Source organism: Chitinophaga sp. SVR4-12A, assembly GCF_056754765.1.
In genome coordinates this window covers 1,043,100-1,056,343 of record NZ_JBPGWP010000002.1, presented here as the reverse complement: position 1 = coordinate 1,056,343, position 13,244 = coordinate 1,043,100, and the positions used below count along the sequence as shown (strand labels likewise).

10 protein-coding genes are annotated in these 13,244 nt (G+C 50.3%); 3 read left to right on the top strand and 7 right to left on the bottom strand.

Going from position 1 to position 13,244, the window contains the following annotated elements:
* Positions 1 to 230 precede the first annotated feature (230 nt).
* A complete protein-coding gene (locus ACR9Y8_RS30690) occupies positions 231 to 1,925 on the top strand; it encodes a GMC oxidoreductase (protein WP_481217125.1) in 1,695 nt (564 codons plus the stop codon).
* 20 nt (positions 1,926 to 1,945) lie between these two features.
* A complete protein-coding gene (locus ACR9Y8_RS30685) occupies positions 1,946 to 2,542 on the top strand; it encodes a TMEM175 family protein (RefSeq protein ID WP_481217124.1) in 597 nt (198 codons plus the stop codon).
* Between the two features lie 76 nt (positions 2,543 to 2,618).
* Here the strand turns inward: ACR9Y8_RS30685 and ACR9Y8_RS30680 are convergent, their stop codons facing one another.
* The 7 genes from ACR9Y8_RS30680 to ACR9Y8_RS30650 all read right to left on the bottom strand — a co-directional run bounded on the left by ACR9Y8_RS30680 (position 2,619) and on the right by ACR9Y8_RS30650 (position 12,108).
* Positions 2,619 to 3,476: a glycerophosphodiester phosphodiesterase family protein gene (locus tag ACR9Y8_RS30680; protein ID WP_481217123.1), complete on the bottom strand. Its 858-nt coding sequence runs from the start codon at positions 3,474 to 3,476 to the stop codon at positions 2,619 to 2,621.
* Positions 3,477 to 3,586: 110 nt separating this feature from the next.
* Positions 3,587 to 5,125, bottom strand: a complete 1,539-nt coding sequence (locus ACR9Y8_RS30675) for a RagB/SusD family nutrient uptake outer membrane protein (RefSeq protein ID WP_481217122.1) — start codon at positions 5,123 to 5,125, stop codon at positions 3,587 to 3,589.
* 21 nt (positions 5,126 to 5,146) lie between these two features.
* Positions 5,147 to 8,404, bottom strand: coding sequence for a TonB-dependent receptor (locus tag ACR9Y8_RS30670; RefSeq protein ID WP_481217121.1), 3,258 nt, complete (start codon positions 8,402 to 8,404; stop codon positions 5,147 to 5,149).
* Positions 8,405 to 8,576: 172 nt separating this feature from the next.
* On the bottom strand, positions 8,577 to 9,488 hold the full coding sequence (locus tag ACR9Y8_RS30665; protein WP_481217120.1) for a FecR family protein: 912 nt from the start codon (positions 9,486 to 9,488) through the stop codon (positions 8,577 to 8,579).
* A 155-nt stretch (positions 9,489 to 9,643) separates the two neighbouring features.
* Positions 9,644 to 10,225, bottom strand: coding sequence for an RNA polymerase sigma factor (locus ACR9Y8_RS30660; RefSeq protein WP_481217119.1), 582 nt, complete (start codon positions 10,223 to 10,225; stop codon positions 9,644 to 9,646).
* Between the two features lie 80 nt (positions 10,226 to 10,305).
* Positions 10,306 to 11,265, bottom strand: coding sequence for a S41 family peptidase (locus tag ACR9Y8_RS30655; RefSeq protein WP_481217118.1), 960 nt, complete (start codon positions 11,263 to 11,265; stop codon positions 10,306 to 10,308).
* Between the two features lie 72 nt (positions 11,266 to 11,337).
* A complete protein-coding gene (locus tag ACR9Y8_RS30650; RefSeq protein WP_481217117.1) occupies positions 11,338 to 12,108 on the bottom strand; it encodes a helix-turn-helix domain-containing protein in 771 nt (256 codons plus the stop codon).
* Positions 12,109 to 12,242: 134 nt separating this feature from the next.
* Here ACR9Y8_RS30650 and ACR9Y8_RS30645 point away from each other — a divergent pair, with 134 nt between their 5' ends.
* Positions 12,243 to 13,211 carry a YeiH family protein gene (locus ACR9Y8_RS30645; RefSeq protein ID WP_481217116.1) on the top strand — a complete coding sequence of 323 codons (969 nt, stop codon included), beginning with the start codon at positions 12,243 to 12,245 and terminating at the stop codon, positions 13,209 to 13,211.
* Positions 13,212 to 13,244 lie beyond the last annotated feature (33 nt).

Genomic DNA, 13,244 nt, shown 5'->3' with positions numbered 1-13,244 from the left:
CAGTGGGTAAAATTTCCCATAGGAATACGTTGTGGTTACAAAAAAAAGGTTACTGTTCCTTGTTATAATGACTCTCTCTGCAATGATTCTCGGTGACTATGACAATCACATGTCACGAAAGTAGATAAATGTATCATGCACACTGCTAGTAGTTCTTCGATATTAATTGTAGTACTTATACTACAACAGTCAAAAAAATAGGTCTTATATTAGTACAAATATTCCATGTTATGCCAGCTAACACCCATACATTTGACGCCATTGTGATTGGCTCAGGCATCAGCGGCGGATGGGCTGCCAAGGAACTCTGCGATCAGGGGCTGAGCACGCTCGTGCTGGAAAGAGGCCGCAATGTGGTACATAATAAGGACTACCCTACCGCTACCAAAGCACCCTGGGAGTTTAAGCACCGCGGACAAATGACCAAAAGCTTCCTGCAGGAGAACCCGCTGATCAGCAAGGCGGCAGGCTTTGCCGAAGATACTGCTCACTTCTTCATCAAAGACAAAGATCATCCTTACATACAGGAAAAGCCATTCGACTGGATCCGCGGCTACCAGGTAGGCGGTAAATCCCTCACCTGGGGGCGTGCCTGTCAGCGCTGGAGCCCTTTTGAGTTTACCGCACCCGAACGGTACGGCTACGGCATGGCATGGCCCATTGGCTATGACGATATAGCGCCCTGGTACTCCCATGTAGAGCGTTTCATCGGCGTATGCGGCACCCGCGACGGTATTGCCGCCATGCCTGACGGTGAATTCCTCCCACCCTTTGACCTGAACTGCGCCGAAGCGATGATACAGGAAAAGATCCGCGCAAACTATAAAGACCGGCACCTGGTGCACGCCCGCTGGGCACACCTTACCGCTCCGAAAGATATTCACCTGCAGCAGGGCCGGGCGCAATGCCAGGCCAGGAACCTTTGCATGCGTGGCTGTCCGTATGGCGCCTATTTCAGCTCTGTCTCCTCTACCCTGCCCTGGGCGCAAAAGACCGGCAAACTAACCATACGTCCTTTCTCTGTTGTTCACTCTATCATCTATGATGAACAAAAGAAAAAGGCCACCGGCGTACGGGTAATAGATGCTAATACACACGCAGCTACTGATTACTTTGCACGCATCATCTTCGTCAATGCTTCTGCGCTGAATAGTAACCTGGTGCTGCTTAATTCTACTTCCAAGCGCTTTCCCAATGGATTAGGCAATGACAACGGACTGCTGGGAAAATATGTGGGCTTTCATAATTACCGTGCGTCTGTTAATGGAGAGATAGATGGTATGGAGGATAAATATTACTACGGCCGCAATCCTACAGAGCCTATCATCGCTAACTACCGTAACCTGGAAAAACAGGATACTGATTACGTGGGCGGCTTCACCACTTTTATGGGCGCTTACCGCAGACGATTGCCGGAGCCGGAGAATGGCGGCATTGGCGCTGATTATAAAGCTGCATTGACGGAGCCAGGCGGCTGGGGGGCTTATATGTACATGCAGGGAGAGATGGTGCCGAAGGAAACCAATCATGTGCGACTGAGCACAGATCAGAAAGATCAATGGGGGATCCCGCTGCTGATCACGTCTGTTGATTATGATGACAATGCGGAAAAGATGATCAAAGATTTTCTGACGCAGAGCGCCGAGATGCTGGAAAAAGCGGGATGTAAGAATGTACAGCAGTATGATAATCACCAGGCTCCGGGTTTGGATATTCATGAGATGGGAGGCTGCAGGATGGGTAAAGATCCGAAGACTTCTTTGTTAAATGAGTGGAACCAAATGCATTATTGCAAGAATGTGTTTGTGACGGATGGGGCGTGTATGACGAGTACGGGAAACCAGAGCCCGAGTTTGTTATATATGGCATTGACGGCAAGGGCAGTGGGGCATGCGGTGAGGGAAATGAAAAAGGGGGAACTGTAAACTCACACAATACCACGGTTATGAAAAGCGTCGTCACTGAAACGGGACGTTCAAAGGAACAAAGCCTGGAACGGATCAACGCCTTCTCAGATGGCATTTTCGCCATTATCATCACTATTATGGTGCTTGACCTGAAAAAGCCCGAACCGGCGACATTTAAAGCCCTGGCCCATCTGTGGCCGTCCTGGATCAGCTATATCGCCAGCTACCTGTTTGTGGCCATTGTGTGGGTGAACCATCACTACCTGTTAAACAATGCAAAGCGCGCATCAGCGCGGCTAATATGGGCGAACTTTGGGCACCTGTTTGTGGTTTCACTGATCCCTTTTCTTACTTCGTGGATGGCCGATACGCGGTTGGAGGCAGTACCGGTGGCGCTGTATGCTTTTGATTTCTTTTTTGTTAATCTTACTTATTTAGGGCTGATCTATCAAACTATTCCTCATTTCCGGCATGAGAGTGAAAAGGCCCGGCGTTTGTTTAGGGTGCGATCTGTTGGAACATTGTTGCTTGCCCTGATAGCTGCCGGGCTGGCATTTTTGCATCCGGGGCTGGGGTTCTCTATTATATGTGCTTGTTTTTTGTTGTATCTGAGACCGGAGGCGCCGAAAATATGACTATACCACGGGCTCCGTGGCGTATTCAGAAAGGCTGCCGGAAGTGGCAGCCTTTCTTACTAGTGAGATTTCCGTTTTATCGATGTAATCCTTTCTTTTTAAGATAGGCCAGCAACTCCTCCGGCAGATCCGTCTGTATCACATTTGCATACTTAAACTCCGCTCTCATCTTATCAAACCCGGTGCTCTTCTCTTTCCGCTCCATCTCATCATACTTACCCAGGGCATTGGTCCAGATCCTTTCGCCGTGCTCCCGCACCTTACTCATCACACTATCGGAATAAAACGAATCATCGATATGGATCGCGGCATATTTGCCCTGCTGCATAATCGTTTCGGTTTCTGCCGCGCTATGCGCCCGGGGCATGATGGGCATGTCCTTGTCCAGCTCATGCAACATCGGGGCGTATTTAGCCGCGTACAGGAAGAAGAGCACCTGTTGATGCGTACCGGTGGCAGCTACCAGCGCGCAGGTCTTACGGGCAGCTTCAGGCGATCCTTCTTTAAAATCAATATCCAGCATGACCTTACCTTTCACCGTTTGCAATACCTCTTCAAAGGTCGGTATCTTCTCTGTAGTCGGCTGGCCGTTGAACAGCAGCGGAAACTGCTTCAGCTCCTGGTAAGTATAATCCTTTACATTTCCGGGCTTACCGGTCATACGGGTGATGGTCTTGTCGTGCATGATCACCAGCACGCTGTCTTTGGTTTCCCTTACATCTACTTCTACCACATCCACGCCGATGCGGATCGCTTCGCGGATAGCTGCCATTGAATTCTCAGGATACCTGCTATGCGCAGCGCGGTGGGAAGCCACCAATACCCTGTCAGGATGATGATAAAAATCTTCGAGAATGTGATCCAGGTTGGATTGTGCGTTTACCAGTATGTGGCTGGCCATAAGCAATAGTACCGTTACGAAAAAGCGTTTCATCTTATAATAGTTATTAGTCGTTAGTTATTAGTCGTTAGTCGTTAGTGATTAGCGCGGATTAAATCTGTTTTGATCCTAACGACTAATGACTAACCACTAACGACTATAGTTTAAAAATATCCTTCATTCTGCGGGAAAGGTACTGTAGACAGATCCCGCTGTGCCTGCGGGACCGGCCGCAGCACATGGAAGTCCTTAATATTTGCGCCGTTGGGGTTGTACTTTCTCACCCGTTCTACCAGTTTCCCGGTACGGGCCAGGTCCATCCAGCGGTCTTCTTCGCCGCCGAGCTCACGGGCGCGTTCGTCGAGGATCTCGTCCATATTCAGCTGATCGGCTGTGAGCAAGGGCAAAGTGGCGCCTGGTTTGGCGGCGCGGGCCCGCACTTTGTTAAAGTATACCACTGCCTCGGCAGGCTTGCCTGCCAGCATTAATGCTTCTGCTGCGATCAGGTGTGTTTCGGAAAGACGGTATACAAAGAAATCGCGGAAGCCTGCCAGGTCCTGCGGACTAGCCCTTGTAAAGTCATCGTGCTTTTTAATGCCCCAATGCATGTTGTCTGTATTGGGCGCTTCCAGGCTGGTAACCCCCGGACTGATCGTCCACACGACGGTATCGCCCAGCTTCTTGCCTGCAGGCAGGTTCGCGGGGTTATTGTAAAACCAGAAGCGGCGGAAGGTGACATCAAAGCGGCTGTCATTGGCATTAAAGAGGTTACGGAAAAACGGCGTAGGCCTGAAACGGGTATAGGGCCTTCCGCCTTGTGTAACATCGCGTAGCAGGCCGAATTGATCATAGGCTGGTGTAAAGAAGGCATGGCCCTGGTTACCGTCGCCATTGAACAGGGTATTATTGATGTACTGCACGGCAAACACGATCTCTTCATTCTGCTGGTTATTATAGTCAAACACAGCGGCATAAGATGTAAGCAGCTTATAAGGCCCTTCATTGATCACCTTTTCTGCAGCGGCGGCAGCGCCTGTGTAATCTTTCAGCAGCAGGTCTATTTCCGCCAGCTGGTGAAGCGCAGCGCCTTTGGTAGCACGGCCGTATTCCGGTAATGTCCAGTCCAGGTTATCTACCGCAAATTGGGTGTCTTCCAGCATCTTCTTCCAGATATCGGCTTTCGGTGTTCTGCCCAGGTTAGTTACCACGCCTTTGGTTTCATGATCAGTGTACACCACATCGCCAAACTGCATAGTGAGCCAGTAGTAGAAGTGCGCACGCAGAAAACGTGTTTCCGCTGTGTAGCGGTTGCGCAGCGCATCATCCATAGGGATGGCGTCTATACGGTCCAGGATGGTGTTGGCCGCGTTGATCCCGGCATAACAATCATTCCACAGATCACTGAGATAACCGTTGGAAGCATTGAGGGCAGTGGAATAATCATCCATGAACTTGTAGCCGCCATCTTTGCCATGCTGGAAAATATCCGTCCCCATGGTGGTCAGGGTAAAGCCTTTCTGCGAGCCATACAGGCCTCTCAACCTGCTGTACACGCCGGTGATACCGTTGGAAATACCGGCGGCATCGCTGTAGATGGCCTCGGGCACAGGTTTATAGAGATCCTTTTCTTCCAGGCTGCAGGAAGCGGCGTTCATGCAGGCAACCAGGAGCAGGGTATAAGTCAGCCATTTATTACGTTGCATAATCATTGTTTTTTTAGATCATTAGAAAGCGGCATTCAATCCTACAGCATACATCTTCACCGTGGGGTACATAGCCCGGGTACCGTCAGACTCAAACTCGGGGTCCTGTCCTTTATAAGAAGTGAAGGTGAAAGGATTTTCTGCGCTCAGGTTCAGCTTCAGGCTTTTCAGTCCGCTGCGCTGCAGCCAGGATTGCGGCAACATATAGGCAAGGCCGATGTTCTTTACCCTTACGAAGCTGGCGTCTTTAAAGGCCAGTGTAGAGCCCAGGTATACGCCTTCCTGGTTCTTGTCGGGACGCGGATTGTCGTTGGTTGGGTTCTCCGGTGTCCAGTAGTTGACGTCCAGGTTGTTATAGCGGCCGGCCAGGCGGTTATTGTTATCATACCACTGCGAGTAGATCAGGTAGTTTTGACGGGTGTTCACCACTACTGTCAGCTCCAGTCCTTTGTAAGAGAAGCGGTTAGTCATACCGCCTGTCCACGCGGGCATTTGAGAGCCTACCACTACGCGGTCCTGGTCGTTGTACTTGCCATCATGATTTGCGTCGGCGATCTTGATCATACCGGGCTTAAAGCCGCCTGCCACAGCAGCGTCCTTTTCTGCATTCTGCCAAATGCCGATCTTATCATAGTAGTAGAAGATATTGATCGGCTGACCAATGATCCAGCTGTTGCCCAGGTCATCTTTACCATCTCCATACAATCTGGTGATAGCGTTCTTGTTGATGCCTACATTGAAATCGGTCTGCCAGCGGAAACCGCTTTTAGTGGATACGTTCACGGTAGAAACGCTTAGTTCCCATCCCCTGTTGCGGGTAGCGCCGATGTTCTCCAATATGCTGGTATAGCCGGTGCTGCCGGGAATACTACGTGTCAGCAGCAGGTTACGGGTATTGGATACATAGTGCTCTACAGCGCCGGATATACGGTTATTAAAGAAGGCGAAATCCAGGCCTGCATTCAGCTCTGTAGTCGATTCCCATTCCAGGTTGGGATTGGCGATAGTGGCAGGCAGAAAGCCATTCACGCCAGTGGCCCCGAAGGCGTAAGCGCCTTTCTGCAGGGTGCTGAAAGTCTGGTAGGGAGAGATCCCATTATTGCCGGTGCTGCCATAGCTCACACGCAGCTTCAGCGCATCTACGGCACGGATGTTCTGCATGAAAGGCTCGGCGTCTATTCTCCATGCTGCAGCGGCTGAGGGGAAATAGCCCCATTTATGGCCGCTGGCGAATACGGAAGAGCCATCTGCACGGGCAGTCACCGTTAAGAGGTAGCGGTTCTTGTAATCATAGTTCACGCGGGCCATGTAAGAGAGCAATAGCCATTTGCGATAATCGCTGCTGATGCCGGTTACCTCTCCCGCTGTTTGCAGGTAGTGATAACTCTGGGCTTCGTAAGGCAGCTTATTGGCATTGATGCCGGAACTGTTGGTCACCTGCTGCTGGGAGCTTTGCAGCAAGGTTATGCCCAGCCCGTGATGTTGGGCGATACGGTGATTGTATCTCAGTATATTCTCTACCGTTATAGAGAATACATCCTGGTTGGCGACACTGGCGGTGGCATTACCGCCCTGGTTGGCATCTGTAAGGCTGCCTTTGAAAATGCCTTCGCTGGAAACCTCCATTTCAGGACCTACGTTGAGGCGATAGGTCAGGTCTTTGGTAATATCCCACTCTCCGAAGAAACTGGCAAATACGCGGGTTTTATAGCGCTGATCCACGGTGTTTTTGATGATCATCAATGGGTTCACACGCTGGCCTTCGTCGTTATTGGGACGAAAGAGCATGTTGCCGGCGCTGTCGTAAGGCACGCCCAGCGGGTTCAGTCGAAGGATATTATCGAACACCGTATTATCCGTTACGTTCTGTATAGACCTGCTGGCAAAGGTGGACACGCCCAGGCGCAAACGGTTGTTCACCTGGTGATCCAGGTTGATGCGCAGTGCGCCGCGGGTATAATCTGTTTTGTCGATGATACCCTGCTCGCGGAAATAGTTCAGGGAGATGGCGAACTGTGTTTTCTCCCTGCCGCCGGTGAGCGACAGCTGGTGGTTCTGTTTATTGCCGTTGTGATACACCAGGTCTTGCCAGTTGGTAGAACGGCCGGTAGCCAGTGATTTCAGCGCAATATCATCAAAGAGGGAGGCATCCGGCGGATAGTTGCCATTGGGATCGGCTGTTCTGGCGGCTTCCCTGCGCAGCTGTGCAAACTGCGGACCATCCATCAGGTCCAGCTTGCGGGTGATGGAAGTAATGCCGTAGTAGGCGTCGTAATTGATATTGGTACGGCCGGCTGCACCGCGTTTGGTGGAGATCAGCAAGACGCCGTTGGCGCCGCGCGAACCGTAGATAGCAGAAGAAGAAGCATCTTTCAGCACTTCTACGGAGGCGATATCGTTAGGATTGATCTCGTTGAAGCTGGCATCCATTACAGGAATACCATCCAGTACGATCAATGGGCCATTATTAGCGGTGATGGAACGCTGGCCGCGAATGAGCATCTTCACGGAGGCGCCCGGCTCGTTACCACTGTTAAATACATCCAGGCCTGCAACCCTGCCTTTCAGCGCCTGGATGGCATTGGTAACCGGTTGTGCGGAGATCTCTTTACCCTGCACAGATACCAGGGAGCCGGTCACGTCGCGTTTCTTCAGAGTGCCGTAGCCTACTACCACCACTTCTTCCAGGCCTTTTACATCTTCCTGCAAGGTAATGCTCATCTCCGCGCCCGCCGCGGCTACTTCACGGCTTACATAGCCGGACATAGACAGGAGCAGCGTCTCCCCCGCCACGGCCTCTACGAAAAAAACGCCGTCACCATCGGTTATGCTGCCACGATTAGTACCTTTCACGACCACGGTTACACCGGGAAGCGGCGTACCTTTGGCATCGGTAACCCTGCCTTTCAGCTTATCCGCCGGGGTTGTGACAGTGGCCGCTTTAGCGGGAACGGGCATTTCCCTTTCAAGGATGATCACTTTGCCGTTCTGCACCTTGTAGGTGAGGCGGGTATTGCGCAGCAGTGAATTCATCAGCCAGTCTATGGTCTGTTGTTTTGCGCGCAGTGTAATGGCTTTATAGGGTGCGATGGTCTGTTCGTTGTAAATAAAAAGATATCCGCTGCGTTGCTGCAGCATAGAAAAGGCCTCCTTCAATGAGGCATGTTGCAGGTCTATGTCTATCTTATCAGCTGGTATTTGTCCGCGGGAGCTGGCGCCCTGCAATAACTGTGCGCACAGCAACATCCCTATCAACAATAAGTTGGTACAAATTTTCATACCTTTGCACGGGTTTTTAATAATTGATCAAATCGTTATAGAAATCCAGGCCGGGGATCAATTAGTGATTGGCGTTACGGATTGATCCATTTTCCGGTGAAGCGCCGGTGAGGTATTCCTTACCGGTTTTTTTATTATTAGTAGTTATGTCATCTGCATAGGCGATATCTTTTTAAGGTGATTGTCTGCTGAAAGTGATCCTTCCATTCTTTATTTCATATTTCAGTTTGTTGGCCATGCTGAGTACCTGCAGCACTTCTTCCAGCGGGTCTGCCGGGCTGAAGCCTGCGGTGATGCGATAGGCGGGCAGTATATTATCCCCAAAGAGAATTTTTACGTGATAGCGGTGCTCCAGCTGCAGCGCAATAACATCCAGCCGTTCGTTGTTGAAGAGCAGCTTTCCGCTTGTCCAGCTGCTGACAGCCGCGGCATCGGTATGTTCTTTCTTCCATTCCTGCAGGTTGCTGTTCAATGTCAGCTGCTCATCCGGCAGCAGGATCACTTCATGACCGGAAAGCTGCTTTAATGGATCATCTGCAGTAATGGCTACTTTACCTTCGCGCACGGTTACCTGTAATAGATCCAGCTGCTGCAAGGCGCGTACATTCAATACAGTGCCCAGTACCCGGGTCTGTATGCTACCGGAGCGGACCAGGAAAGGGTGCGCAGGGTCCTGTTTAACATCGAGGCAAGCTTCTCCTGTTAATAATTCTATACGGCGTTCTGCTCCATCAAATGTTGCAGGATAGCGCAAACGGCTGCCGCTGTTCAGCCAAAGCTGCGTACCATCCGGCAGCTGCATCTTTACAGGGTGCGTGGTAGCAGCGATCTCCTGCCATGCGGGCTTCGATGGCCAAAAGCGCTGTATGAGATAGCCGGCGCCCAGCACCAGCATAATGCTGGCGGCTATCTTCAGCACCGTGTTAGCAGACAAGCGGCGCAACGGCGTTTCCGCCTGCGAAGTCCGTGTTCTGCGGCGTTCCATTTCCTGGTGATACCATTGTTCTATGAGCTGCCGTTCCTGTTCCGTGCATTTGCCGGACAGGTATTTTTTAAGCAGCTCTCTTGTCTGGCGATTAGACATTTGAATTAGCAGTTAGCAGTTGGCAGTTAGCAGTTGGCAATTAGCAATTAGCAATTAGCAGTTAGCAGTTAGCGCCGAAAGCCATTAATTAAATGACAGGTGAAAAAAGAAAGTGGGGTATTGTGGTATGTTACCTTAATGTTAAGTGATGTGATTCAGAACCAAAAAGTGAAGTGAGACATCTTATGTCGAAGAATGCGTAAAGCGTGACTGATCTGCTTCTTGACCGTTTCCTGTGAACGTTCCAATTGTCCGGCTATCTCTTTATGGGTTAAGGCTGTTTTGCGGCTCAGCTCAAATACTTCACGGACACGGGCGGGCAATTGTGCGATCTCCTGCTCCATGTAGGCGGTCATTTCTTTTTCTGTCATCCTGCTTAATAAAGAATGATCGGCGGCGGAAACGAATTGTTGAAGGGAAGATAAATGGCGGCGATAGGTGCGCTTGTGTGTGATCAGATTCAGCACGCGGTTACGGACGGCTACATATAAATAAGCGCCCAGCGATGAAGACAGTTCTATATCACCGGCTTTGGTCCAGACATAGGTGAAGATCTCCTGCACGAGGTCCTGTGCATCCTGTTCGTGCTCCAGCATGCGGTAGGCCTGGGTGTACAGCAGGCTCCAGTATCTTGTATAAAGCGTTTCAAATGCGGAGGTATCCCCCTGCCGGAAACGTTCCAGCAGCGCCTCATCATTCAGCTCAGTTAATTGACAGGGATATAAAGACTGATGCATATTTCCGCCCCTTACCCAGGCAGACGTGGCGCCTGGTAGCGGTCAAAAATAGGCGAGGCAGGGGGATATTTTATATTAAATTATTGTTTCCGTAACAACCCTTTCACCACTTCCAGCTCCTTCCCCTCCTCCACCACATGATCCGGTTTTACGCCCTTCCCTTCCCAGGTGCTCTCCGTTCCGGGCAATACCGGCGCTGCTGTAGATACGGATACATAGATCTCATCATTCACCGGAAACCAGCTGTTCATGTGCGCGCCGCCCGCAGAAGGCTGCCCGATTACCACTGCCCGGCCTTGTGCCTGCAGGGTAAATGCAAAGGCTTCGGCAGCCGAAGCTGTCTTTTTATTCACCAGTATGTACAAAGGCCGGTTATACTTCTCCTGTGTAAGCCATCCCACCGTCTTCACACTTTCCAATACACCTGTTCTGCCTTTGACTTCGAGCAATACTTTATTAGGCGGCAGGAAGAAACTTTCAAATACGGGCCCCACATCACTGCCTCCTCCCCCATTGTTCCTGAGGTCAATCACCAGCGCGCGGGTATTGGCCACCAGCTGCATGGCCGCATATAAAACCGGCAGGCTCTTAGCGGAAATATTGATCTCAGATACTTTGATGTAACCGATATTATTATCCAATATTTTTACCTCTTCGAAACCAAAGTTTTTATCCAGGGCCTGTTGATTATGGAAAAACATACTTTCCTGCTCTTCTGAACTATCTTCAGGCGCCTGTAAGGTTTTTACCATTTCAGGATCGTATCGCACATACAGATGGCCATCCTGTCCGGATTTTTTTATAATACCTGTTACAAGGGAATCAAAGATCTGCCAGTTATTTGCTTTATCCAGGGTACCCCAGCGGTAATGGTCCAGCAAATTATCCGCGATCTTTTTCCCTTTTTCTGCAAATACATAATGCTCCCTGATAAGTACAGCAATCCTGTTAACTGCAGCAGCGATGTCTTTTTGTGGAACGGGTTGTAACTGCGCCCCGGCAGGTAGTGATAACAATAAAAATACAATCAGTTGTTTCATGATAATATAAGTAATGATCTGCTACAAAGGTCCCATCTTCAGCATTCTTAAAATAGCATGAAATTAACCTGATCAGCATTTGCGATAGCTGCCGGGCAGCATACCTGTAAACGCTTTAAACGTGCGGGTAAAATGGCTCTGATCTGAGAAGCCACATTCATAGGCGATATCTGTAAGTGGTTGGTGCTTGTCGCGCAGCAGCGTCATTGCACGCGCTACTTTCACCTTACGCATATATTCGCCGAGTGTGCAGGAGAAATAACGGGGGAAATACCGGGAGATCGTTACCGGATGAATATGTAATACTTCAGACAGCTCTTCCAGGGAAAAGGTCTCATTCCAGCAATCGTGCAGCAGCTCGCGCAGCTGATCTGTCCAGGGCGGCCTGTTACCGCTGGCAGGCGGATGCAGCAGCTGCAATACCAATGCCTGCACAGCAGCCAGCGAACAGCTATCTTTTATCTTGCTCTCCTGCCAGATCCGGATCAAGGCAGGCCTGAGCCCTGCATCCTCTATCCTTACATCGAAGCTCAATTGATATTTAGCGAGAAAAGCATCCTCTATTTCAACGTTAATATTCCTGGAAGGATGTTGGGTGCGGCTGTTGCGATGCAGCTCTCCTGAATGATATAATAACACGCTGCCCGGAAGAACGGGCTGCTCGTTGCGCCGGCGCTGTTCCAGGTTGCCGCCTGCTAAAACAAAAGTGATATGATGATGCTCGTGGCAATGCCAGCCTTCAAATACTTTCTCCCGGTACAGGGTTTCGGTAACCGCTATGCCTTCTGTATTGAAGCTATGCGCGCTGGCGCCAAGAAAACTCGTCTTTTCCAGTCTAAGCATATTTCTATGATGCAGGCCTAAAGATATTCCATAAATATGCATAACGGGAAGTAATCGGCTATTACCAATAGCTATTTTTCTTTCATGACAGTGGATGAGACCTTTGCGTCATCAATAAACCAAGCCATCTTATCATGAAAGAAAATGCCACCATTATCAAGCATCCTTTCCTTGACAGGCACATTAGCACCCGCGAACTGATCTTCCTGCTGACCGCTATCTTTTGTACCACACCTTATGTGGCTCCGCCATTCGCGCTCCTTGCCGGGTTGGCCATCGCACAATTCACCGGGCATCCGTACCTGCACCTGCATCATAAAGCCAGCCGTTTGCTGCTGCAAGTGGCTATTGTAGGGATCGGGTTTGGGATGAACGCCGGCAGTGCCTTAAAAGCCGGGCAGGAAGGCGTTCTGCTGACGGCTCTTTCCACTGGCGGCATCGCTGTAGCAGGCTGGTTCCTGGGCAAACTGCTGGGCATCGAAAAGAAAGTTTCCTACCTGATCGCTATGGGTACTGCCATCTGCGGCGGCAGCGCCATCGCCGCCGTGGCACCGGTGATAAAAGCAGAAGAGGACGACATTTCCGTGAGCCTCGGCGTTGTATTCATCCTGAATGCCATCGCCCTTTTCATATTTCCTGTCATTGGTCATGCATTCCATTTGTCTGAACAGCAGTTTGGCTGGTGGTGCGCCATCGCCATCCATGATACCAGCTCTGTTGTGGGTGCTGCAGGTAAATATGGACAACAGGCGCTGGAAGTGGCTACTACTGTAAAACTGGTCAGGGCTTTATGGATCATGCCCGCTGCATTTGTATCTATGCTCCTGTTCCGGAACAGGGATGGTGAAGTTCGTATACCCTGGTTTATAGGACTGTTTATCCTCGGAATGCTGGCCAACAGTTATATCCCTGTGATACACAACATCAGTCATTATATCACGGGAATTGCCCGGGCCTGTTTAACGCTTACACTCTTCCTTATCGGCAGCGGGCTTTCCGGGAAAGTATTGCGGTCTATCGGCGTAAAACCTTTGCTGCAAGGGGCCTTGCTATGGATAGCGGCCGCAACTATTACCTTGTGGGCGATAATTGCATTAACTTAGCAATAATCGCTAACTTTATATCGTCAGTGAACA